The organism is Acinetobacter sp. Leaf130, assembly GCF_001423205.1.
Lineage (GTDB): Bacteria > Pseudomonadota > Gammaproteobacteria > Pseudomonadales > Moraxellaceae > Acinetobacter > Acinetobacter calcoaceticus.
In genome coordinates this window covers 1185329-1210835 of record NZ_LMOE01000001.1, presented here as the reverse complement: position 1 = coordinate 1210835, position 25507 = coordinate 1185329, and the positions used below count along the sequence as shown (strand labels likewise).

The 25507-nt window shown below is 37.9% G+C and carries 22 protein-coding genes; 14 read left to right on the top strand and 8 right to left on the bottom strand.

All coding sequences use genetic code 11. From position 1 onward, the window contains the following. The first annotated feature begins 289 nt into the window (after positions 1–289). The 6 genes from ASF86_RS05220 to ASF86_RS05190 all read left to right on the top strand — a co-directional run bounded on the left by ASF86_RS05220 (position 290) and on the right by ASF86_RS05190 (position 6613). Entirely contained in the window at positions 290–895 is a 606-nt protein-coding gene (locus tag ASF86_RS05220) for a TetR/AcrR family transcriptional regulator (protein WP_005040635.1), read from the top strand. 368 nt (positions 896–1263) lie between these two features. Continuing rightward, positions 1264–2637: an NAD(P)/FAD-dependent oxidoreductase gene (locus ASF86_RS05215; RefSeq protein ID WP_056480136.1), complete on the top strand. Its 1374-nt coding sequence runs from the start codon at positions 1264–1266 to the stop codon at positions 2635–2637. After that, positions 2624–3313: a hypothetical protein gene (locus tag ASF86_RS05210; RefSeq protein WP_056480134.1), complete on the top strand. Its 690-nt coding sequence runs from the start codon at positions 2624–2626 to the stop codon at positions 3311–3313. The genes ASF86_RS05215 and ASF86_RS05210 overlap by 14 nt, the downstream gene beginning before the upstream one ends. 97 nt (positions 3314–3410) lie before the next feature. After that, positions 3411–4670 carry an outer membrane protein transport protein gene (locus ASF86_RS05205; RefSeq protein ID WP_056480131.1) on the top strand — a complete coding sequence of 420 codons (1260 nt, stop codon included), beginning with the start codon at positions 3411–3413 and terminating at the stop codon, positions 4668–4670. A 617-nt stretch (positions 4671–5287) separates the two neighbouring features. Further along, entirely contained in the window at positions 5288–5842 is a 555-nt protein-coding gene (locus tag ASF86_RS05195; RefSeq protein ID WP_056480128.1) for a TetR/AcrR family transcriptional regulator, read from the top strand. Between the two features lie 93 nt (positions 5843–5935). Beyond that, a complete protein-coding gene (locus tag ASF86_RS05190) occupies positions 5936–6613 on the top strand; it encodes a HEPN domain-containing protein (protein WP_056480125.1) in 678 nt (225 codons plus the stop codon). Positions 6614–7049: 436 nt separating this feature from the next. Here the strand turns inward: ASF86_RS05190 and ASF86_RS05185 are convergent, their stop codons facing one another. From ASF86_RS05185 to ASF86_RS05170, 4 genes are all read right to left on the bottom strand, one after another. Beyond that, positions 7050–7286 (bottom strand): VF530 family DNA-binding protein, encoded by a 237-nt coding sequence (locus ASF86_RS05185; RefSeq protein WP_017390743.1) that lies wholly within the window; start codon positions 7284–7286, stop codon positions 7050–7052. Between the two features lie 1251 nt (positions 7287–8537). Then, positions 8538–9734, bottom strand: coding sequence for an LLM class flavin-dependent oxidoreductase (locus tag ASF86_RS05180; RefSeq protein ID WP_056480122.1), 1197 nt, complete (start codon positions 9732–9734; stop codon positions 8538–8540). Positions 9735–9756: 22 nt separating this feature from the next. Beyond that, a complete protein-coding gene (locus tag ASF86_RS05175; protein ID WP_056480120.1) occupies positions 9757–12087 on the bottom strand; it encodes a TonB-dependent receptor in 2331 nt (776 codons plus the stop codon). 251 nt (positions 12088–12338) lie between these two features. Next, the gene (locus ASF86_RS05170; protein WP_056480117.1) at positions 12339–14951 is read right to left on the bottom strand and encodes a TonB-dependent receptor; all 2613 of its coding nucleotides are present in this window, start codon (positions 14949–14951) and stop codon (positions 12339–12341) included. A gap of 285 nt (positions 14952–15236) precedes the next feature. Between ASF86_RS05170 and ASF86_RS05165 the strand changes: the two genes are divergently transcribed. After that, positions 15237–16820 (top strand): ABC transporter substrate-binding protein, encoded by a 1584-nt coding sequence (locus tag ASF86_RS05165; protein WP_056480115.1) that lies wholly within the window; start codon positions 15237–15239, stop codon positions 16818–16820. 67 nt (positions 16821–16887) lie between these two features. On the opposite strand, the gene ASF86_RS05160 is transcribed toward ASF86_RS05165, so the two are convergent. The 4 genes from ASF86_RS05160 to ASF86_RS05145 form a co-directional block, all read right to left on the bottom strand. Then, positions 16888–17292 (bottom strand): ExbD/TolR family protein, encoded by a 405-nt coding sequence (locus ASF86_RS05160; RefSeq protein ID WP_001018517.1) that lies wholly within the window; start codon positions 17290–17292, stop codon positions 16888–16890. Then, the gene (locus ASF86_RS05155; protein ID WP_056480113.1) at positions 17292–18026 is read right to left on the bottom strand and encodes a MotA/TolQ/ExbB proton channel family protein; all 735 of its coding nucleotides are present in this window, start codon (positions 18024–18026) and stop codon (positions 17292–17294) included. Before ASF86_RS05155 ends, ASF86_RS05160 begins: the two co-directional genes overlap by 1 nt. A gap of 24 nt (positions 18027–18050) precedes the next feature. Next, positions 18051–18878, bottom strand: coding sequence for an energy transducer TonB (locus tag ASF86_RS05150; protein WP_056480110.1), 828 nt, complete (start codon positions 18876–18878; stop codon positions 18051–18053). A 190-nt stretch (positions 18879–19068) separates the two neighbouring features. Continuing rightward, positions 19069–20202, bottom strand: a complete 1134-nt coding sequence (locus ASF86_RS05145) for an LLM class flavin-dependent oxidoreductase (RefSeq protein ID WP_056480107.1) — start codon at positions 20200–20202, stop codon at positions 19069–19071. Between the two features lie 314 nt (positions 20203–20516). Between ASF86_RS05145 and ASF86_RS05140 the strand changes: the two genes are divergently transcribed. The 7 genes from ASF86_RS05140 (at position 20517) to tatC (ending at position 25495) form a co-directional block, all read left to right on the top strand. Further along, complete coding sequence (locus tag ASF86_RS05140) at positions 20517–21590, top strand: ABC transporter substrate-binding protein (protein ID WP_056480104.1); 1074 nt, start codon at positions 20517–20519, stop codon at positions 21588–21590. A 3-nt stretch (positions 21591–21593) separates the two neighbouring features. Beyond that, positions 21594–22433, top strand: coding sequence for an ABC transporter permease (locus tag ASF86_RS05135; RefSeq protein WP_056480101.1), 840 nt, complete (start codon positions 21594–21596; stop codon positions 22431–22433). Then, positions 22433–23221 carry an ABC transporter permease gene (locus ASF86_RS05130; protein ID WP_056480098.1) on the top strand — a complete coding sequence of 263 codons (789 nt, stop codon included), beginning with the start codon at positions 22433–22435 and terminating at the stop codon, positions 23219–23221. The genes ASF86_RS05135 and ASF86_RS05130 overlap by 1 nt, the downstream gene beginning before the upstream one ends. A 19-nt stretch (positions 23222–23240) precedes the next feature. After that, positions 23241–24011, top strand: a complete 771-nt coding sequence (locus ASF86_RS05125; RefSeq protein ID WP_081407557.1) for an ABC transporter ATP-binding protein — start codon at positions 23241–23243, stop codon at positions 24009–24011. Positions 24012–24106: 95 nt separating this feature from the next. Then, complete coding sequence (locus ASF86_RS05120) at positions 24107–24322, top strand: Sec-independent protein translocase subunit TatA (protein WP_056480093.1); 216 nt, start codon at positions 24107–24109, stop codon at positions 24320–24322. Between the two features lie 13 nt (positions 24323–24335). Continuing rightward, complete coding sequence (gene tatB / locus ASF86_RS05115) at positions 24336–24752, top strand: Sec-independent protein translocase protein TatB (RefSeq protein ID WP_056480090.1); 417 nt, start codon at positions 24336–24338, stop codon at positions 24750–24752. After that, the gene (tatC, locus tag ASF86_RS05110; RefSeq protein WP_045432324.1) at positions 24749–25495 is read left to right on the top strand and encodes a twin-arginine translocase subunit TatC; all 747 of its coding nucleotides are present in this window, start codon (positions 24749–24751) and stop codon (positions 25493–25495) included. The genes tatB and tatC overlap by 4 nt, the downstream gene beginning before the upstream one ends. Positions 25496–25507 lie beyond the last annotated feature (12 nt).

Below are 25507 nucleotides of genomic sequence, written 5' to 3'. Positions count from 1 at the left end.
GAAGTCCCCGTCATAAAAGGGGGCTGTTCAATATTATTAATTTAATAATTACACAATGTCAATGACACAGTGTAATTATACTTATTTTGTTATTGAGCATTTCTAAATAATTATTTAAATATTTGAAAAGTTTGATTTTAAAAATATATAATTCTGATTGTGTTATTAAGTATAAAAATCTTCTTATTTATTTTCTTTCCAAGAATTTGTTCCACAATAGTGCATTAATGCTTGTCGAATAATTTATTAATATCTACAATGACATCGTGTCAATGAGAAATTGGATAGTATGACAACTACAAGACGTAGACCCAAACACGACCCTAAAGTTTCTGAAAATGAAATATTAAATGCTGCTGAACAGTTTTTAAGTGAACATCCTTTTCGTGAACTCAATGTAGATGAGGTCATGCGCCGAACGGGCTTAAAACGTCCAGCATTTTATGTACATTTCCGAGATAAGCATGACTTGGCCTTACGCCTTGTTGAAAATATTGGGAAAGAATTATTTACTATTGCAGATAGGTGGCTGCAAGGTGATAGTCCTCAAGAAGATTTGCGCCGTACTTTAGTTGGTTTGGTAGAAGTTTACATGCAGCATGGGCGTGTACTACGAGCTTTCGGAGAAGCAGCAGGAGGCGATGAACGGGTGGACAATGCATATCGGAGTTTAGTGCAAGACTTTATTAACGCTGCTGCTCAACATATTAAAGAAGAACAAGAAGCTGGTAGAATTAAGAAAAATTTAGATGTAGAAGAAACAGCAAAAGCACTTATCTGGCTTGAAGAAAGATATCTTTCTGAAGTTTTCGGACGTCCATCAGAAGTTGATCCAAAGGTAGCGATAAGGGTACTTCAAAACATTTGGTTATCGACACTTTATGGTGCTAATTAAAAAAATATTAACTATAAATTTATGAATGTTCAAAAGGAATTGTTCATTCATTTCTATAATTAAAAAATATATGTGTTTAATATTTAATAAAATTTTTTCAATCTCATTTTCCTTTTTTCTAAACATTCTTATCAGAAGCTAAATTTTCATTTTTAATTACACCGTGTCATTGACACCGTGTAATTGTTGGAGCAATATATATTCAGCTCTACGATTTCGTACGCATTGCGATAAAGCACTCAACATTTTTTCAGGGAAGAAATTATGTCTTGAGTTTGCGATAAGCCTTTTTTTTGAAAAAAAATGAATAGGCGAAAGTATGGGTACGTGGACTGAGCAATATCAAATATCAAAGGAAGGAGCATTAGATGAATAATATTCCACATGCAAATAAGTCATTCTGGTTAGCCCACTCAGGCGAATACATTCCTTCACCACCTCTTAAAGGTAGCATCGATGTAGATGTGGTGATTATTGGAGGAGGGTTTACTGGATTATCTACCGCCTATCACATAAAAAAAGCCGACTCTGCTGCATCAGTGGCTGTTCTTGAAGGCGAATGTGTGGCATTTGGTGCCTCAGGCCGTACTTCTGGTTGGGTTGTGCCAGTTCCAGTACTTGACCCTACCACTGCAAAAGTACTTTATGGAAAAGAAAGATTAACTGAGCTTCAAAATTTCGCATGGAATGGTCTGGACTATGTGCAGGACCTAATCAAACGCGAAAATATGGATAGCGATTTTGAAATGCCCGGTGTGACATTTACGACACTTCGCGGCCATGAAAAAAGATTAGAGCATTTTACTCAATATTGGCACGATCAACCTCGCTCAAAAGACAGTGTCTATATGGATCGAGCTACAGTCAGCCAAGCTCTAAATAGTGATGCATTTTCTGGTGGTTGCCGAATGCCACATTCTGGGCAAGTCAATCCTGTAAAGCATTCTCGAGAACTCAAGCGAATAGCTGAAGCTGCGGGCGCACAAATTTTTGAGCAAACGCCAGTACTGGATATAGAAGATAAGGAAAAGTTCTTTATTCTCAAAACCCCAGAAGGTGAGGTTAGAGCTAAACATATTGTATTGGGAACAAATGGTTTTACCCATTTATTGCAACCAGAATTGGGGCTTAAACGCGCACAACTTCCAATGTTTGTATATCAGTTAATTACTGAACCTTTAACTGATGAAGATTGGAAAGTGCTTGGTTGGAAACATCGTGGTCAGTTTTATGACAAAACAACCTATTGTCCTCCAACCTGTAGAACGACTGTAGATGGAAGATTGCAATTTAACCTATGTGATATCTACGTGGGTGAAGGGCGCTCTATGGATGAAGCTCAGAAAGTGCAGTTTTATGATGCCGCTGAGCGAATGTATAAAAAGGTATTTCCTGCATTTCAGAAATTAAAAATTGCTCAACGTTGGAGTGGCGCTTGTTCTATTCCTTTTGACGTAAGGTCTCAAGTGGGCACACTTCATAATGGTCGTATTTCTTATGCCTATGGATACAGTGGTGCGGGCGTAATGATGTCACAAAATTATGGCCGAATTTTAGCTGATCTTGCATTGCAACGTAAAACGGAGCTTACCGAGCATTGGTTTGTTGCTAATGGAGAAAAAGGACACGCTAAATTTAAACGTTTCCCATTAATTCCGGGTCTTATCGCTGCGCTACGTACTTATTTCGAATACGAACGAGTATCAGCACTTTCTAGGAGAAGACGTCTTGGACTCGATTAAACAATATGATGATGGACACGTATTTACAGCGTGGGTTGCACTAATCGGTACGGTAATGGCTGCAACTTGCTTACTTTGTTTTCTTGCAGTTACAGGTTTTGATTTGCATCAAATATTTAAACCTGAATTTGCATTAACTTTGTCGGCAAAAGACCAAGCACTTTTCAGAACTTCAATGATTTCTGATTGTTTTGGGTTTTATCTTCCTTTTTTGGCTGTGGGCGTATATCTGTGGAGAAAGTTGCGCTCTTCGGGAGGGTTGTTGTCCGATATCGCTATTTTATTCCTTGTGATTTCAACCATGTTAGGTATAGCAGGGGCTGTTTTACAGGCCGCTGTGTTAGGACCACTTGCTGAAACATATATGTCTGGAAATGAAATGGCTAAACAGGCAGCGGGCACTGTGTGGGCCACCATTTCTCAAGGCTCACAAAATGGCTTATGGCCAATGGAAGGACCGACAATCGGTTTCTGGGCAATAGTTAACGGACTACTTCTGAGAAAAAACAAATCTGCATTAGGTTTCCCATTGGTTTTGGTTGGGTTGGGATATGTTGGGTTTGCTGCACTTCTTTTCTCAGGCTTTCCTAAAGCGGCCTTATTCCTTGAACTGTTCTTATTACCAGTACAGGTCGTGTGGCTAAGCCTTTTTGGTTTGGGTTTATTACGAAAATAGATGTAAAGAATTTTAGAGCCATGTTGTGAAATATGGCTCTAAAAATAAAAAACTATCCTAAGGATTTTGGGAAATAACAACGAAAAAGGATATAGGTATGAATGGAATGCCAACTAATAGGACAAATCCGATTTTAATAGGAATGCTTGGCGTATTTGTGAGTAACATTAGTCACGCTTCAGCCTTGGAACAATCAGGCCAATCTATCTTGCCATTTCTAGAAAACGGTAATTATGCAGAAGCGAATTTATTTGCAGTCGATTCATCTGTTTCTGGCATAGTCAACGATAGAGCCGATCTTGTACGAGATCACCAAAGTCGTGATACAGGCGATATTGCAGAAAGTACGCAGTTCTATACAGCTGCTCTAAAGTTACAACTTACAGATCGTTTAAGTTTTGGTGTGCTATACGATCAGCCCTTTAGTGCTGACATTAAATATCCGGCACGTTCTAATAATAGTTATTTTGATAATGACGTTAGCCATCAAGGTACATTCGTAAAAGCCGATACTCAAAATTTAAGTATGATTGTGGGTTATTCACCAGTTGAGCATTTTCAGATTTACGGTGGACCAGTTTATCAAACCGTAAAAGCAAACCTAGGTCTTCGGGGCAATGCCTATACTCAGGCTTTTAATGGCTATAATGCTAAGTTTCAGCAAGAAGGCGAAGTCGGCTGGTTGTTAGGAGGAAGTTATCAATTACCCGATCTTGCATTAAAAGCAGCGATAACCTATCGGTCTAAAATCAAATATAAATTTCAAGTAGATGAAGATATTTATGGTGAACCACTAAAACTCGTTGAAAATGAGAAAACCAAATTAGAGACTCCAGCATCATTAAATATTGATTTTCAGACAGGCATTTCTGAACAATCACTTATTTATATGAATTTAAGATGGGTGAATTGGAAAGAGTTTGAAACACGCCCTCCGCAATATGGCGCTCTATCTGAAATTATTATGAAAGAGGCAACTGGTGGAGCTTATACCCAAGGCTTTAAGCTCGATTCTTATCAGAACGATCAATATAGTGCGACTGTCGGTCTCGCACATCAATTTACAGAAAAATGGGCTGCTTCAACAGATGTAAGTTGGGATTCAGGTACGGGTGATCCTGCGTCAACAATGGGACCAATCAAAGGTTCATGGTCGCTTGGTTTAGGTGTCCAATTTAACCCCGCTAAAAACTACTTTATAGCTGGTGGCATAAAATATTATTGGTTAGGTGATACAAAAACCGAAGATGGAACTTACTACTTGCCAATAGAAGGAATTAAACCATTCGCAGAACAGGCAGATTTTAAAGACAATTATGCAATCGCCTATGGTCTAAAATTTGGATATCGGTTTTAAATTTAAATGGAGTAGTTGATTTTAACTACTCTTATTTTAAAGCTTTAATTAATCTTTACTTAAGATTTTCCTTAATTATGTAATTAAATGAAAAACAATAATTAATTAAATAATTTCTAGCCAATTTCACATTGACACCTCAATTTTTGAAGATTACCATTTGCGTGCTGGTCACATTGCCAGTCGGTTTTGACGAACCGTTCTCACACGAGTATCAGAATTATTCCTTCTGAGGGATAGTTTTGTGCAGCTCTTCGTCTCCCTCTCGTAGCGGTAGGACGGGAGAGGGACACCCTCGGGTGTGCTGGCCTCGTGTGACCAGTTCGTCAACCCTCTTTCGTTCTGCCACCATAATTTTAATGTTTGGCAGAACTCCATATATAAAGGAGTTGGCTTTGCACATCCATTATTTCTTGGCAACCTTTGCCAAAAGTTATAACGACACAGCTTAAAATAATTAACGCAGCTTGATCGCCATAAGGCTTTTCAGGCTTTAGCTTGTTATTACTTAAAACTTAGACAATTAAAACTTGAGATGTGCTGTGCACAGTCTTTATGGCTTTGCTATGCCTTTTTTATCTCATTCATATACAACAATAATTTGACACGGTAAAACTATGCCACATTCAGATCTTCCATTTCGTGCTTTAGGTGTACTTCATTCTGCAAGATATCTTTTTAATAAATACGGTTTTCATAATGTCGGTGTAGACCGAATTATTGAGGCGGCAAACATCCCTAAAGCTACCTTTTATAACTACTTTCACTCAAAAGAACGCCTCATTGAAATGAGCTTAACCTTTCAAAAAGACGGCCTTAAATATGAAGTCCTATCGATTATCAATGTTCAAAAAGAATTAACGCTAATTGAAAAACTCCGCAAAATTTATTACTTACACGCTGACTTAGATGGGCTTTACCATTTGCCATTTAAAGCGATTTTTGAAATTGCTAAAACACACCCCAAGGCATATCAGGTGGTAGTTGACTATCGGAACTGGCTGATTAATGAAATCTATAATTTGCTTTTAACAACTAACGCAAATGCTTCAAAGCAAGATGCACACATGTTTTTGTTTGTGATTGATGGGGCAATGGTTCAGCTTTTAGACCCGAACAAACTAGATGAACGGAAGGGATTGCTTGAGTATTTTTTATTACAGTTGCTGTGAACATTTGAACTGTTATTGAAAAGCTTAAGCGCCGTGTTAAGCTGTTGTACATAAAAATTAAATTTCTAATAATTAGTTAATATTGGAGTATTTATGAGCCAAAAAATACTTAACCGATTTGAACAACTTCTAAATGATGGAATTGAACTAAGTTCGTTAACGCATACAGTTCCAGCAAGTAATACGAATATAGAATATGAAAGTTTAGGAAAAGAAGGAGACTCGCGATATATAGAATGGAAAATCAAAATCAAGCATCTTTTAAAATTAATTTGTGGAATTAATTCAATACATTATGAAGCTTTTTTAAGTGCTGAAAAATATCAGTTTTATGATACAAATGCTCTTGTTTTAAACAGATTATTACCTGTAATAAAAGCAACATATGACGATTTATATAATGGTTTTTTAATAACATTCAAACAGATAGTACAAGCTGAAGTTTTTGATAGCGAGCTTGAACAAGCTAAATCACTTTTAGAGAATGGCTATAAAAATGCTGCGGCCGTAATTGCTGGAGTAGTTTTAGAAACGGCAATTAAGGAATTATGCTTAAACAATAACATAGATACAGAACGTAAAAAGTTAACTCAGTTAAATGATGATTTGGCAAAGGCCAGTGTCTACAACAAACTACAGCAAAAGCAAATTACAGCTTTAGCTGATATTAGAAATAATGCTGCTCATGGAAATTATGATCAGTTTACTAGAGAAGATGTGGAAAGAATGATAAGCGATATAGAAAGGTTCTTGTTAAATTACGTTTCATAAGAGATCGATAGGGTTATGTAGATTTAAAAAAACTTAGAGAGTCGCATAAGCTTGTTGAGATGCAAATTTGGCAGCGTTATTTATTATCTTAAATCTAGTAAGCAGATACAGTTGAACAAGCTATAGTCCATCACAGTGAAGGTTGAGTGCCGTAGCAACCACACAGAATAGCAAAGCTATATATGGTGTGGATTTCCAAATCTTCTACTTAACTTATGTTTACCAAAAATCTAGTTCATAATTAAATTTATATTTAATAAAAATAATTTCAATTACTTATAGTACTAAAATAATACCCTATAAAATATTTGGTTTATAAACCTAGCTATGAATACATATTTGCCTACTAAAAAGGTCTTAAGAATAGACTAAATTTGTCTAGGAGAGTGGTGGTAGTCCACCACTAATTAAAATGCTGAGGCTAGGAGTTTGATAGCTACGATTTCTGTTTGGTTTTTTGGCGTAAGACATACAAATATAAGTTTTCTACTTTTTCACGTGCCCATGGTGTGGTACGTAAGAATCGTAATGATGATTTAACACTTGGATCTATGCAAAAACATCTAATTTCAATTTTACGACTTAAGCCTTCAAATCCACCGTAGTAATCCAATAATTCATCCAAAATGTCAGCAAGTTTTTTACCGTGTAAAGGGTCATTGGAGGCGTTCATAATAGATCAACAATATTTTGGGAGTCCATTATTATAACCTGAGCTAGTTGGAAAATGAGAGGGATTGTGGAAACACATCCCGAAGCGTATTTTAGACCTAAATAAGCCAGATAATTGGAAAAGATCGCTTGAGTATTTTTTAATGCATTGGTGTGAGTATTTGAAATACTGTATGTATTGTGGTGATGAAAATCTAAAGAATAGCTGTACACAAAAATCATATAATTTTTTTTAAAGCATGTATAGCTATATTTTGATTTTTTTAATTAAATTTCAATTAGATACATGGTTTTTTGAATTTTAAATAAGAGCTTAGCAAGCTTAATAACTTTAATGTTTAAAAGGAGGTTTAGAAAAAGAAGTCTATATAGCAGCCAGTAGTAGTCACAAAATACAGCTCGTAAAGGTGATGTGCAGTTCACTAGAGTAAATATAAAAGTGTAATTACAACTTATAGGAAACTACCTAGAGAATTATTCTGGCTAAGATTAGAAATAGGGTTAAGACAGTTTAAGTAGTTAAGAGTGCCACGGCTTAGTAAGTTGCTTGAGCAACAGATGCAGTCGAGCAAGCTTTTAATAATTCAGTGTAATGAAGCATAAACGGCGTAGTAACAACGTAGAGTAGCCAGAGCTTTATATATGGTAGGTTTCCAAATCTTCTATTTAACATAATATACATTATGCGAACAATTATATACTTCCTTATTATGTGCTTAGTTCTATCAATCTTTTAGCTACATTTTCTTCTTGCTGCTGCCTTACCATCAGAGTTTTACGATAAAAAATATTGCTGCCATTGATGACAACATTACTGGAATAAAGATTTCTTTATTCAGATAACACTTATAAAACTCAACTAAATGATGATCTTCATCAAGTTTAACTGCCTGCGAACATGACACCATTTGCTCAAGCCCACGATCGAATTTCTCTGATTGCAAAATTAGATGAATATTCTGTGCCTTTATCTCCAGTACGTGCGTCTACTTTGAGTAATTTATCTTTAAAGATATTGTGTACGTTTGTCATAATAAATAGCCCTTATCCGATGCTTATCACGCTAAATTTTCAGGTTTAGTATGAAGGTTCTTGAGACTAAATTTGGTTTAGTTAAATATATAAGTAATTGATAATAGTGGTCTTAATTTTTTAAAGTTGCTTGACAAAATGAAACTTACATATAAATAAAAATTAAAAAGCCTGACTAGCTTACCAATCAGGCATATTTAAGCAACGATCACTTGTTAAATTAAAGTGCAATATCAAACTCTGGTGTAGCTACCGTAGGCTGTAATCGAGCACGTTGCTTTTTAAAGTATGGAAGCACGTGCTCACCAAGTCGATATGATTCTTCAAGATGTGGATAGCCTGCAAGAAAAAATAACTCTATGCCAATGCTATTATATTCTTGAATACGCTCAATAATCTGTTGGTAGCTACCCACTAAAGCAACACCTGGTGGAACACCAATATAGCCAAAGCCAGACCAGACATTTGGATGTATAAAGAAGTCGATGACATTTTTACTACCATCTTTTTCAGCGTATTCTTTTTCGAAGCTTAATACGCGTGCTGAACGTAAACCCGCATGGGCTGCTGCTGCATGTAAGCGTTGCTTTTCAGCAGCTTCATCCAAAAAACGTTGTGCTTCTGCCAACGCTTCTTGTTCAGTACGGCGTGCGATTGTATCTATTGATAAACCAAATTTTATATTTTCACGACCATACTTTTTTGCACGTAAACGTACATCGGCAATCAATGCCACGATTTCTTCAGGTTTTTCAGCTCTCATTAAATAATAGTCGGCATGTTTTGCTCCAAATTCGCGAGCAGCTTCCGAAGAACCTGCGGTGCAAATAATAGGAAGGCTCGCTTTATTCAGTGGATATTTTAATCCGCCACCTTCTGCCGAATAGTACTTTCCTTGATAGTGAAATGAAGGGTTATTCCAATATCCTTTTACAACATCTAGAAACTCTGTAGCACGTGCATAACGTTCGTCATGAGGTAAATCATCACCTACTTGACGTTGAATCACTTCCGAACCGCCATTAATAATATTCCAAACCAGCCGATTACCTGTTGCACGCTGATAAGTTGCCGCAGTTTGCACGGCATTATATGGACTAAAATGATAAGGTTGGAACGCAGTTACAAAGTTAAGTTTTTTAGTTTCTCGAGCAAGTAATGAACATACAGTCCAAGGCTCTTCACCCGTTGGCGCATTCACCATGAGTGCGCCAGCAAACCCATTAATTTCTGCTGCCCGTGCGATCTGACTTAGATAATCAATATAGGTAAAATCATCACCTACGTTATAGTTAGAAACCGCTCCGGTATTTTCAACATTTTCAATATTGGCCCAATCACCGCGATTACGTGGATCACCGGGTAAAAATTCTGTTTCGCCATGAAGCGGCAAACGTGTAAAAAATTCAATTCCCATTATTTTCTCCGTAAAGCAAAGCTTAGAATTTTGCAGTGAGAGAAACACCAACTTGACGTGGGTTTCCATAGGTTAAGACATATTGTCCAGCAGGACCATTTGGTCGCCCATGAACTTGATATTCTTCATCTAATAGGTTTTTAACGTAAGCATTAACTTGGTATTTATTATTTGCGCTGATATACCCAACGTTCGCGTTCCATAAGGTGTACGCTTTTTGACTCAAGATTGGGTCAACTGAATAATCTTGACGATTTACTAAGAAAAACTCACGGTCACGATATTTTGCATCTGTGCCCACAATAACTCGTGCTCCACTATCAAGATTAAAGGTATATTCACCCCCTAAACCAATAGTGTATTTTGGAGAACGAACCAAGCTGTTACCTGTATTGTCAGCATTTACGACATTGGTTACTGGGTTTTTATCAACGAAGTCGGTGTATTCACTGTCTAAATAAGCGCCTGCAAAACGTAGGCGTAAATTATCGGTCGCTAAATAATCTAATTCTAATTCGGCACCCTTTACTTCTGCCTTAGGTCCATTTGCCAGAACTGAGGTTACCCCTCCACCTTGTCCTTCTGTCGCAACCAATAAATTTGTTTGAATATCTTTATAGTCATAATAGAAAATATTGGCATTGGCAGTTAAATTGCCTTGTAACAAGCTAGACTTCAAACCTAGCTCATAGCTATTTAAATATTCAGGGTTAACATCTGCAAGTTGCGTCAGGCTACTTGAAAGTCCGGTGTTAAAACCGCCTGAACGGAAACCTCGAGCAAAACGGAAGTATGTGTTGATATCAGGAGTGATTTCATATTCTGGCGTAATATCGTAGGTCAGCTCATTCCATCTTTTTTTACGGCTTGTTGAACCATTTGCGTTAGGTGCTGGGTTATAGACCGCATTACTGTACCCATCCTTTTGCCACCAACTGCCTTTGGTGTAATCGCCCGTAGTAATTTGAACAAGGTCTAGATCAATGTCTTTTTCTTCACTTGTCCAACGTAAACCACCTGTTACTTTAAATTTATCGGTAAATTTATAGGTACTATTTCCAAACAAGGCAAAACTTTGTGTGGTCTGATTATAGGTAATGTCCCTAAAAGCAGGCGTTCCTGCGGTTTGAGCTGGAGCGCCATTCGGTAATGTTTTATTTACTCGTGCGCTTACCCCTGTTGAGTCTAAATCTTCATTAAAGTAGTGAAAACCTGCGATCCAACTGAGTCTTTTTTCAGCATCGGATGAAATGCGAAACTCTTGGCTGTATTGACGCCACTCATTATCACTATAGCTTCGTGCTACATCGTATGGCGTATAGTCACCATCAGAAATAGATTTTTGAGTGGTTTTATCAAACGCTGTAATGGATGTAAAAGTATGACCGCCCCCTAAATTTCCTGTTAATGTGAGCGATGTACCATCATGCTGAATTTTATTGCTTTCAGCTAAATCTAAATTTGTATCTCGGCCTTCTGGTCTCTCATAAACACCCCAGTATTTTCCAATACTTAAAGAGCCATTATTACCAAGACCATTATAAGTTTGGCTATGTAGATTGACTAAAGCATTCCAATCATCATTAATTTTTCCTAGTATCTGGAAGCGGAATGATTTTTTATCAACATCTCCGTAGTCTTCTCCACTGGCTAAATTCTTTGCATAACCATCACGGTCTTCTGAATAGAATGCTCCTCGTACTGCAACGTTATCCGATATAGCCCCATTCACGGCGCCTTCAAAAGTACGAAGATTATGGTCGCCTATTCCTATAGTTCCATAACCAGTCGGTTTGTCTGAAAATACGGGTTTCCGTGAAATGTAATTTACTGCACCAGCCGTGGTATTTTTACCGTAAAGCGTGCCTTGTGGACCGCGGAGAACCTCAATACGTTCTAAATCGAATAAATCTCCAGCACCAGCAACAGGCGCATTTAGATAAACCCCATCTGCATAAATACCAACTGGGAAAACTGTAGAGGCTGCAACATCGCCAGTTCCCAGACCGCGAATATACCAGCGTGGACGGCTATCGCCATCTGGGTTTTCAGCTGCTGCATTTGGTGTATAAGTTAAAACATCACCAATAAATGTTGAGCCTTTCGCTGCCAAATCTTTGCCCGAAACTGCTGTAATTGCAGTCGGAACTTTTTGAATGTTTTGTGCACGATATTGTGCAGTAACGATGACATCGCCTAGTTTTTTTACATCTTTAGCATTTACCACTTGAGCTTGTTGCTCAGCAGGAATTGCATCACTATCATCGTTCGCTAAAGCTAACGTCGAAACACTCGCCGTTACTCCCCACATAGCAGTTAAAATACTCTGCCTAATTTTTGTAACCTTAAACATGGTGACTCCATTTAAATAAATCTATTCTTATATTGGCAACTTCTATGCCATTTAATTTATTTTAATAATTTCAAATACTTGATAAAAATTTAAAATAAAAATGATTTAATACTGCTGATAGATAGACAGTCTGAAACGTATTATTGTTGTTATTTCAACATTCACGATTTAATGTGTTTTATATCCCGTATTAATAATAAAGCCATACAGACGTATGGCTTTTTAAGATTCTTGGAAATAATTGATTGGTTTTAAAATTTATAACTAAACTGACCCTGTACAGTCAGAGGACGCATGGGTTGTAAAAACTCGCTATTCGCTCCTGCCAAACCATTCACAAAATTTCGTTCATTGGTTAGGTTAAGAATGTTAAGACCCACCGTCCATTGTGGCTGGCGATAATAAAGACCTAAGTCCAGATTATAGTTATTCGGTACTTTCACGGTTTGGCTTAGGTTCGTGTACCAGTAGCTTGTCCACCATCCTGATAGGTTGGCCCCAAAACCAGACTGATGTTGGTAATCTACATAAGCACTAGCAGAGTACTTGGGAATTCCAGCTGCATCATAACGTCCAGCTTTACGTTGGTTTAAAGCGTTATTGTCTCCCCAAACCGTAGCATTGTCCGCGTGAAAGCCAAATGGTGAAAAACCAGCAGGTATAATAGAGCTGTATTCAGCATCCAAATAAGTGAAATTGCCCCCAATCGCTATATTTTTTTGTAGTTGCCATCTTAATGATGACTCAATACCTTTTACTTCAAAGCGAGCCATATTGCCATTTGTATCTGGTGATAAATCTCGTTTTTGTTCAAACCCACTTAGGGTTAAAAATAACTGGTCAGTGATAGGTTCATATTTAAATCCTATTTCTTTTAGCTCACTTTGACTGTCAAAAGATAAAGGATTGAGTTGATTTCCTGCGCCCCAAATCAAGAAAGGCCCAAATACTCCCGTATTTAATGCGGTGCTTTTGTCATAGGTAAAATAGAGTGTGCTTTTCGCCGTAGGCTTAATGAACGTACTGAGTTGGTAGCTCAATAGGCTATATTTGTCACTCGATGAATGAATATCTGTTGGAGTTAAAACAAGTGGATTTTCAAGTTTTGCTCTTACAGAACTATGGTTAATTCCTAAGTTAATACCAAATACATCGTTAAAGGTAAAATTTTGCTGAGTGAATATGCTCAACGTATCCCAAAAACCAGAACCCGTATAAACAGCTCCTCCTCCATTTGGTGGGAAGCCACCTTTTTCTGCATATAAACCATTTCCAATTGGGTACATGCGCGGTAAATTTAAATAACCAAAATATTGAGAATATTGTGGTACTCCGGCTTGTCCAATCCAACCTCCTGTTGAACCGCTATTGTTAATTAACCCCAGTAAATCACCAGGGTTCTTCTGCGATGGATCATTGGTTAAATCATAAGGATTAATATTAAAACTATTATTTGCAGCTAAAGACATAAACTTCTCATGACGATATGTTCCCCCTGTACTGCTTTTATTATTAATTTTTACACCAGCTATTTCAAAATCATAGTCGCCTAAAAACTCTAGTCGGTTATCAATTAACTCATGATCTAAATCTGTAAAGAAGCTTCCAACAGAGTCGCCTAAATCTTTGTTATTTTGATAGAGCGTACTGTTTGCAATAGACCAATGGTCATTTAAATCTTTAATTACTTTTAATTGGGTGCTAAATCGCTTGGCACTATTTTTATCTTCACTACGTCCAGAAACATGATCATCTAGCTTGACCAATTCATTACCGGGGATTGATGGATCATAGACCCAACCTTTAATAGTTCCTGCTTGATCGGCAGTTGAGTTCGGTAACGGCGTGGTCTGAACTCCACCGACAGCCACATATTGGTTTTTATCGTTCTTCTGACGAGTTTGCCAACCAATGACTTTAGAATTTGCCGCACCAGATTCAAATACAGGAGACCAAAAAGTAGAACCGTTTTGAATAATAGGCGTAGCTCTACCTTTGTAATAAAGGCCATGATCCACCGATTGTTGCGACGCTCTATTCCAGCCATGTGTCACATTAAAATCATAATAGTCATCGTAACTGATATTCCAATCTACCCTTAAACGATCATTTGGACGCCAAGCAAGTGCTCCATAAAATGCATTAAAGTTATTTTTCACATTGTCATAATAGTCATCTGTCTTTTGTGCTGTTGCACTCACGCGAAATGCTAATTCTTTTGAAATCGGCGCAGTATGATCAATACTGACAGAGAAATTAGGCTCTGCACCTTTACCCGAATAAATCGAACCTACAGTCCCAGAGATATTGGTTTCGGTTTTATTAAAATTAGGCTTTTTGGTCAGATAGTTAATATATCCGCCAGAACCTGAAGTCGGCGCAAAAATTACACCTGTTGGCCCTGCCACAATATCAGCTGCTTCATAAGCATTGAGATTAGTCGGATGGCGAGTACTGTAAATGCGTTGACTATCTTGAAAAACTTCCGAGTTCTGTCCGCGAATTTGTGGTGCAAAGTTAGCATTTTGTCCCCCGCCTCGCGTAATGCTAGGCGCATATTTGACGAGATCATCAGCACTACGAATAACATCTTCTCTAAATTGTTGTTCTGACACTTGGGATACTACACGCGGGGTATCCAATACAGAGCTATCCGTTCCATAAATTGAGGTAACTTTGCGTTTGGGAACAACGGTAGTTTTCTTGGCTGCTCCAGTAACGACTACATCGGACAAAGTAATTACATCACTTTCAGAATCACCTGCTTGTTGTGGTGTGTCTTCGGCAAAAACATATAACGGTAAAGTCGCCCCTAATACGCTAAGCGCAATAACTAAAGGTTTTAATTGAAAAGGCTGTCTCATATCACACTCAGTAAAGTAAATTTACAATGCGTTACGCAAAGCCTATGCCAACCAATAAACGACCAAATAATTACCCTTAACCATTTGATTCAGTTATTTTTAATTTCTCATTCTTTATTTATTAATTCTATTCATGTTTATTTTTTCAACAAAGCTGTTGAAATAGAGACACTTACCGAAAATAAGATTTATATAAGTCAATGATAAATATCGTAAAATTATATAAAAAACTTGGCATTTATTCTGCAATACCTTAGAAGATGAAGATCTAATCAGGTATTTATAATGACAAATCAAACATTTCTGTTATCACGTCGGAAATTTTTAACAAAAAGTCTCACGGCGCTAGGTGGCGTCTCTTTGATGGGCAGTTTATCGGGCTGTGGCCCCTCTCCAGACAAGAGTACCGAATCAAACAATACCTCTTCAGCAACACCTAAGCATGGAGGAGTTATACGCTTAGGTCTGATTGGAGGACAACAATCAGGCAGTCTAGATCCTCATCTTTCAGCCTCGGGAAGTGGTATTACACGAGGTTTCGCGATTTATAATAAGTTATGGGAATGGGATGAAAATATGCTGCCCCGACTTGCTTTAGCGGAGTTTGCCGAACCTAATCACAATGCAAGCGAATGGACCATCCGTTTACGCAAAGGATTAGAATTTCATCACGGTAAAACCATTACCGCAGATGATGTAATCTTTTCAGTTAAACGCCTAACAGACCCTAAACTCGCTTCACCATTTCGTAATCTGGTGCAGTGGATTGACCGAGATCGTATTCAAAAACTAGATGAATACACGGTTCGTATTCCTTTTATTAGTACGATTCCCGGCTTTGTTGCACTGCCTGAAACTTGGGTAAACTTTGGAGGAATTGTACCGACCGACTTTGACCCTATTCATAATCCAGTCGGAGCTGGTCCATATAAAGTCAAAGAGTTTATTCCGGGGCAACGTTCTGTTTTTACCCGTTTTAATAATTACTTTAAACCTGATAAACCTTATGCAGATAGTTTTGAAGTCATTGATTTTAAAGATCAGGTTTCTCGATTAAATGCATTGTTGGCTGGGCAAATTGATGTAGCAAATGCAATTTCCCCTGAATATATTAAAATTTTGGAGCAAGCAAAACACATTCAAACCATACGCTCTGCGACCAATACGCATAATAGTTTTGACTTTAATACTCAACAAGCGCCGTTTAATGATCCTAGAGTGCGTCAGGCATTTCGTTTGATTGCAAACCGAGAGGAGTTGGTACAACGAGGCTTAAATGGACAAGGGCGAATTGCCAACGATCTTTATTCACCGCAAGACCCTGCTTTTCTCAATTTGCCACAGCGCCAGCAAGATATTGCCGAGGCAAAAAACTTATTAGCACAAGCAGGTTTTAAAGACGGTTTGAGTGTAGAGCTTGTTACACCAGTGAGTAGCGCTCAACCTGCATTAATCTTTGCCGAGCAAGCAAAACAAGCCAATGTGAATATTCGAGTTAAACAAGTCGATTTTGCAACGTTTAACGGCCCTGATCGTAATAAGTGGCAATTATCGAGTAATGCGACCAATGTAGGCACACCCTATTTATCAACTGCTGTTGTTAACGATGCACCCATTTCCACAACCAATCGTGTGAACTTTAAAGACACAGAATATAGTGAGTTATTTTTTAAAGCACTAGCTGAGCCTGATTTAGCCAAACGCAAAATCCATTTAGCACAAGCACAAAAAATTCAACATGAACGTGGTGGAATGCTCATTTGGGGATTTAGCCATACCATTGATGCGGCAGCTAAAGATATTGGCGGTTTAGCTCCTGAACATACGATTTTCCCGACATGGCGCTTTGAAAAACTCTGGAAAGCTTAAAATACTCATCTGTAAACTCACAATACAAAAAAGCTGCCGAAGCAGCTTTTTTTTACGGGGGTAATAATTACTTAGGTACTGTAATCACAGAGAGTTTATCTACCCCTACACGTTCAATACTTGCCAATAATTTTGCGACTGTTCCATAAGGTACGGTCTCATCAGCATTTAAGTTTAATGCTAATTTAGGGTTACTGCTTTTGCGTGACTTTATTTCTTGTTCAAAGTTAGCAAGTGTCACTTTATCTTTATCAAGGAATATTTCACCTTGCGGATTTACACTAATGACCACAGCTTTGTTCTGGTCTGTAGATTGAGTCGGAGCCGCTTTTGGTAAATTTACTTTCACCGTATTTGTTAACAAAGGAGCTGTCACAATGAACACGATGAGTAAAACCAGCATGACATCGACTAACGGCGTAATATTAATTTCACTGACGACATCGTCTTCTTGAGAGGTAGAAATTGCCATTATGCAAACACTCCTTTCTCTTTCACTTCTTTAACAGAATTATCCTTAAGGGTTGTATTCCCAGTCGTACCCTTTTTTGCAGTTGGTAGTTGGAATCCTGCTTTTTGATTCAGGCTCACGAAGTCCGTTGCAAAATCATCAAGATCTGCGCCAATTGTTTTTACTTTACGCACAAAGTAGTTATAGGCAAGTACCGCAGGTACAGCAACTGCAATACCAATACCTGTTGCAACCAGTGCTTCTCCAATTGGTCCAGCCACGACATCCATGCTTGCATTACCTGAATGAGCAATCGCTTGTAACGCATGAATAATCCCAAATACTGTACCGAACAGACCAATGAATGGGGCGTTATTTCCAATAGAAGCCAGTAAAGCTGAACCTTTTTCTAATTGGCGGCGCTCAGTTAGAACTTGTTTACTTAAATGGCGCTCGAGTAAATCTTGACGGCTCCAACTGTTTTGTAAGTCTTGATGCGTCTTTTCATCTGCTTCAATTAATGTCTGAAAACCTGTGTTAGCAACACGTGCTGCTGGGCCTTCACCAAGTTCAGACTTAGTTACTGCATCGGATAAATTTTTCGCTTTCCAAAATTCTTCTACAAAAAGCTTACTTTGTTTAGTCGCCCGCTGTGTCTGGACCACCTTAACCACAATCAACACCCAAGTCACAATTGAGAAAGCAACTAATAACCAGATCGTGCCGTCATGGATCAATGAATTAATATCTGACATGAAAATATCCTCTTAATTTAAATTTTATTTCGGTAATTGATAATGAATTGGAACATCGACCCAGCCTTCTACAGGGGTTTTCCCTTTTAGTGCAGGTGAAAATTTCCATTGCTTTACTGTTCTTACGGCAGCACTGTCTAGAAGTTTTTTGCCACTACTTTGCTTGACACTGACCGTATCAGGACTGCCATTTGCTAATACTTTGACCCGTAAAATGACTGAGCCTTCCCAACCACGTTCTAAAGCTTGTTCAGGGTATTCAGGTGCAGGGTTACTGAGATATCCGGCATAACCTTTGGCTTCAGTCACAGGTAAATTGTCATCTGACGCTTTTACTGGCTCAGCCACTTTTTTAACCGGTTCTGCGACTACTTCTTTTGTGACCACAGGTTCTGCAACTTTTTGTGGGGTTGGCTCAGCCATCGTTTTTGCAACTGGTTTAGGTTGCTCCACACTTTTTTGGACAGGTTTTGGCTGTTCAACTTGTTTAGGAATTGGCTTGGGTTTTTCCACCACACGTGGAACTTTTGGTTTTTCAGTAATCGGTGGAATTTTGGGTTTAATCACTTTAGGTGGTTCAACCGGTTTTACAATTTCAATCACCACAGGTTCGGGTTTATGAATATCTAAAGCCGGTGTTGGTAATTGTTTTGCGATATACCAAATTCCCAGATGTGCTGAAGCAACGGCAATAATTGCGATTAAGACTTTATTTAATTTCTCTGGAGCAGGTTGAATGGCTTCTTGATCATGCCGTGCAAATGGATCTGCAATTTCAGTTGAGGCTGCAACTGTTGCAAATTGCTCAAAGAGCAAAGCCCGCTTATGGGGATTAAAGATTTGATCACGCATAAAAAATTAAACTAAAAATAAAAGATTAAGTCGTAAATTGCACAAGCCATGCCAAAACTATAAGTTATTATTTTTTATTCATTTAATTTGTATTTTTTAAATGTTTGATACAAAAGATGTTGGTTTTCAGACAGTGTTATGCTGTTCAAACAACAAGATCCCTTTGATATCGCAAAGGGATCTAAGTTTATTATTTTAATTTATATCCTACTAAGGGTAAGACTTCTTCAGCCACTCGATATGCTTCTTCTAAATGCGGGTTACTGGCTAAAATAAAATGTCCCACCCCAATATCAATATATTCTTGCAAACGTTCTGCGACCTGTTCATAGCTCCCTACTAAAATACAGTTTGGCCCACCTCTTACATTTGACATTCCCGCCCAAACATTCGGACTTACAAATAAGTCTTCAAAATGATTGCCCTGTGCCAATGCTTGCTGACGCTTCGCTCCTACCGATTCAGTATCTTTTCGTTCAAATGCATTACCATCAACGGCAATGGTTTCATACATTTGTTTAAGCTCTTGGAATGCTTGTTCTTGAGTAGGTCGTGCCAAAATATCGATACGCATGCCAAATTTAACTTTCCGTTCTGGCGAATTCTGCTCAAAGAAATTTTGGGCCTGTTCGATCACTTTCTTTTGTTGGTCTACAGGCTCCCCCCAAGTTAAATGAATATCGGCATGACGTCCTGCCACTTGTAAAGCGGCATCACTCGCACCTGCTAACCACAAACGCGGAACGTCATATTGATTCATTGGGTATTTCAGGCCGCCCTGTTCAACATGGAAAAACTTTCCATCGTAATTAAAAGGTGCATTGTGTGAGTAACCTTTTACAAATTCTAAAAATTCATTGGTCCGTGCATAGCGTTGATCATGTTCAATGAAGTCCCCATACGCGCGTTGCTGTGCGCCACCACCGCCTGAAATTACATTCCACTCTACTCGTCCCTGACTTAAACGCTGTAAACTTGCAGCCATTTGGCTTGCATAGGCTGGATGAATAAACCAAGGCTGAATTGCGATGAGCAAACGAAGTCTTTTTGTTTCTCTTGCCAGTGCAGACGCCAATACCCATGATTCTTCAGTATGTGGAAAAGCAGGAATGAGTGCGCCGTGAAAACCAACAATATCGGCTGCTTTCGCCACTTGCTGGACATAGTCATAGTAAGCAAACAATTGATCTTCATGTTGCGGCGCAACACGTTGTGGAGATTGATCTGATGGCGTTAATTGGTTCCATTCACCGCGTGTGTGTAACTGATGTGCTCGACGACCATCCCCATGAACAGGGATTCTCCATAAAAACTCAACTGACATAATGAATCTCGATAATTTAAAGATTTGACGATATTTAATTCGTTAAAAGTCTTATGAGCAGGAATCATGCCGATATTTTTTTAAATTAATTTCAATCTATGTATCTGTTTCATATAACTATTACAAAATCGGGTTTAAATGCTGTGTTGATATTCCAACACTTAAACACTAACGAGTGTCTCAATCACAACACAACTACATTATTTAAGCTCAATAATAAATTCTAAAAAATACAACCAATTGATTTATTTAAAATAATTTTATTGGCTTGGTTCTTGCTCTAAACCAGTATATTTTTTAATTCTTATGATGATATGCGTATTTTTCCACGTCTACTTTTAGGTTTCAGTTTTTTGGGTCTCGTTGCTTGTGGCGCACAAAAAACCGAAGAGTCCACCCCAAAACAGTCTGAACAACAACAACTTCGAATTGCTGTCGTTGCCAATGGCACTTCGGGTAGTTTGGACTTTATTGGTGTGCCACAACTGATTTCACAAGATCAAATTTTTCTAAAAGCATTAAAGCAAAATAATATTGAATTAAAGTGGGAACCAGTGACGACTGCTGCTGTAGCGACTCTGGTCAATGAAAGTTTTATAAATAATAAAATTGATTTTGCTTTTTATGGAAACCTTCCCGCTGTAGTGCTCAATGCAACAGGCGTTAAAACGCAAATTGTTGTACCTGGAGGTATCGGTAATAACGTCTACCTTATTGTTCCAGCGAATTCACCTATTAAATCCATTGAGGAATTAAAAGGTAAAAAAATTGCATTACATCGTGGCCGTCCGTGGGAAATTAACTTTGGACAACTCATACAAAGTAAAGGATTAAGCTTAAAAGACTTTCAAATTGTGAATTTAAACCCGCAAGCTGGGGCCGCTGCTTTATCTGCTAAAAGTGTAGATGCCTTTTTTACCTTAAGTGATGCGCTTACTTTGCAAGATCGCCATCTGGGTAAAATCATTTGGTCATCACAATCTTTGCCAGCAGACTGGAAAATGCGTGCTGAACTCTGGGGCAGCAAAAGTTATATTGAGCAACATCCAGACACTACTCAATTACTCGCTGATGCGACAGTACGTGCAATGGATTGGATTGCGCACCATCAAGATGAGTTTCAGCAAAGCCAAACTAAGTTTGGTCAACCGCTTAGTGTGATTCAACGTGAAAGCCAGAATACGGCAAGCACATGGCAACAAGACTGGTCACCTAACTATCAAGTCGATTTTCTGAAAAACCATTATTCAAAAGTCATTGATCACGCTGTGAAAAATCAGCTTATTCAAACACCAATCAAAGCAGATGAGCTGTTGAATCCGAAGTTTACCCGTCAAGCGATTCAAAATTTACAGGCCAATCATGCCTCCAATAAGCAGGGAAACTAGACAATGAAAATACTAGTAAAGCCGCTTATTGAGCAAAATAACGTTTTATTTAAAACCCCACTCCGTAAGAAATTTTCTTCTAAAAAGGTGTATGGGCTGCTCTCTGTGATTTCACCCTTATTAGTATTACTCATTTGGCATTTGATTAGTTCTTTACAGATTTTCCCAACCCAAATTTTGGTGCCGCCTAAAACTGTCTGGAATACTTTCATTGCGTTGTTACAAAGTGGTGAGCTTCAAATGCATCTCAAAGATAGTCTTTCTCGTCTGTTTTTGGGATTTTCTATCGCGGCAATCAGTGCAATTGCTTTTGGTATTGCCTATGGAGCAAACACAACGTTCCGTAATTACACCTATATTTTATTCAACGTTCTTTATCAAATTCCGATCTTTGTCCTTATTCCCATTTTTATTTTAGTTTTTGGGATTGGTGAATTATTTAAAATTTTACTGATTATTAAAGCCTGCTTTTTTCCAATTGCTTTAGCAACTGCCGATGCAGTCAAAAATATTCCCAAAAAATATATTGAACTAGGACAAATCTACCAGCTTAAAACACGTGCTTGGCTCAGACTCATTATTCTTCCATCCATACTCCCGCCGTTAATTGGTGGGCTACGAATTGCACTTGGTCGTGCATGGTTGATTTTAGTTGCCGTTGAACTACTGGCAGCTGGAACGGGTATTGGGCAAATGATGGAACTAGGACGTCAAATGTTGCGCTTAGATGTTGTGATGGTTGGTGTGTTTATCACAGGCGTGGTCGGGTTTGGTTTAGATAAAGTTTTACGTTCAGTGGAACACCGCTTTATCTCACCTGCGCTCAGTTCGAGGGAGAAATAATGTCTCAGCGTTCATCTACCTTAAAACAGACATGGCAACGGCCAATCATTTTAGTGCAAGGCTTAGTACTACCATTATTGTTATTAGGCTTATGGCAATACAACTCAAGCTTAGGCGCCAGTCATGCCTATGCATTTGTTCCCTTACAAAACATTTATTTCGCATTTATTAAATTGCTTGAAACAGGTGAATTGTGGCTAAACACGTGGGGAAGTCTAAAAAAAGCTGGAATAGGATTCATCTTAGGTTCGATAAGCGGATTAATTTTAGGTACTTTGCTTGCCTATTCTAAGGTCTTAAATGCTCTCGTTTCTCCACTATTTAACAGTATTCGACAAGTACCGTTACTGGGTTTAACACCTTTAATTGCCTTATGGTTTGGTAATGGAGAAGAAGCAAAAATCTTTATTATCGCGCTTGCCTCGTTTTTTCCATTAGTAATCAATACGTTTCAGGGCCTCAGCCACAATGATGCAAAATACGATGAAATCGCAGGTATTTATCAATTTTCATTCTGGCGCAAATTTAAAAAAATACGCCTTCCCCAAGCCCTACCCCATATTTTAACCGGTTTAAATTTAGCCGTGCCATTTACTTGGATCACCACGACAGCAAGTGAGTTGCTATTCAATGCGGGTGCCGGACTCGGCAACTTAATGATGAAAGCCGAAATTAATGCCGAAATGGATATTCTGTTGGTTTGCGCGATCACGGTGACTCTGTGTGGAGCTTTCATGACCGCAAGTATTCATCTTATTTCAAAACGCCTGCTGCAATGGCGTACCTAATTTGTCTTTTTAAAAAATATTGTTAGGAATTTATATGTCGTTCTCACTACTTTCTATTAAAAAACTCAATAAATCTTTTCAACGTGATCAAAATACTTTGACCGTTTTAGATGGGATTAACCTCAACATTGAGCAAGGCGAATTTATCTCGATTGTTGGTAGTAGTGGCTGTGGAAAATCAACACTATTACGTCTTATTGCTGGATTAGATCAAGACTATGACGGTGAAATTTTACTAAATCAAACTCAGATAAAAGGTACAGATTTAAAACGCGGTCTTATCTTTCAAGAGCACCGATTACTTCCATGGCTTACTGTTTTTGAAAATATCCATTTAGCACTTGAAGAGACTCCACTAACCCGTGAAGAGCGAAATTTACGGGTAAATGAGCATATAGAAATTGTCGGGCTGAAGGGTTTTGAAAAGGCGTATCCACATGAGCTTTCTGGTGGCATGGCACAACGTGTTGCAATTGCCCGCGGACTCGTCAATAAACCCGATATTTTACTTTTGGATGAACCTTTTGGTGCTTTAGATGCCATAACACGTAGTCACTTACAAGCTGAACTTCAACGTATCTGGCAACACGAAAAAATCACCATGATTTTAGTCACCCATGATATTGAAGAAGCTGTCTATCTTGGAGATCGTGTGATTGTGATGTCAGCTCGACCAGGAAAAATTAAAGAAATTATTCCTGTTCCGTTAGCTCATCCTCGACATAAAGAAAGTGAACTTTTATTTGGTTTCCGTAATCAGGCACTTAATATGCTAGATCACACAGCATAATTAATTTGAATATTGATCGATATTAATATGATTTAGGAAACAGATAATATCGTGATATTAATATTTTTTATTTTAAATAATATAGGATGAAGAAAATGGGTTTATCTATTTGGCATATTTTATTGTTCGCAGTTATTGTTATTTTATTGTTTGGAACCTCAAAGTTAAAAAACCTTGGTAAGGACTTAGGTGGTGCAATTAAAGATTTTAAAGACTCGGTTAATTATGATGATCAAAAATTATTGCAAAACCAGCAGTACAAAGATATCAGTCCACTCGAATCACATAATGAAAAACAAAATAAAATATGAGTGATTTATTATTATGTTTAATATCAGTTTTGGAGAGTTATTATCTTTTGCCATTATTGCGCTTATTATTTTAGGACCTGAAAAGCTTCCTCACACGTTAAGATCAGTCCTCCTCAAATATAGAGCAGTTAAAAACCAAATTAGTAAAATTCAAAATGATATTGAAAACGAACTTGACCTGATCGAACTTAAGAGAGTCATGCAAGAAGAGCTGCAAAAAATAAAACAAAATGAAGAGCAGCTCAAACAACAACTCGCTCTCATGCAACAAGAAATTGAAAATGTACAAACATCTGTTTCTATTGAACAAAAAACCAAAGCACGGCGCATCAATGATTATATCTATACCCGCTCACAAGATGAGTTAAAGACACCATTTTTAGCTCATTTTAAAACAGCCAATAAATTCTGTGAGGATCAAGCCGCATGACGGAACATATTGTCAGTGAAAGCCTCACTGAAATGAAATATAGCGAACATTTAAAAGAATTAAGAAAACGGCTGATCTATAGCATTGGTGCAGTTTTAGCGATTTTTTTACTGTTATTGCCGCTTGCTCAGAAGAACTACCATTTTCTTGCTCACCCTTTAATTTCATTGCTCCCTAGCAACTCCACCATGATTGCAACAGATGTCATGAGTACATTTTTAGCACCTTTTAAGCTCAATATTTATTTTGCGATTTTATTAAGTATTCCCTTTATTCTTTATCAATTTTGGCAATTTGTTGCTCCCGCACTTTATCAAAAAGAAAAAAGGTTCGGTATAGCACTCGTGCTTTCGAGTAACCTTTTATTTTATTTAGGAATTGTGTTTGCCTACACTTTAATTTTGCCACTTGCTTTAAAGTTCTTCGTATTGGCATCACCCGATAATGTGTTACCCATGACGGATATCAATAGCTATCTGGATTTTTGTTTAAAGCTTTTTCTGGCGTTTGGTCTGGCATTTCAAATTCCAGTTTTAACTTATATTCTTATTTTTATTGGTCTTATTTCTATCCAACAGCTAGAAGCACATCGCAAACACATCATTGTATTCTTCTTTTTTATTGCGATGTTTATTACACCTCCTGATGTTTTTAGCATGCTTGCTCTTGCAGTTCCAATGTGGCTACTTTTTGAATTGGGTTTATGGGTCACAAAATTCACAACGCAAAAAAACATCCATTAAAAAATGGATGTT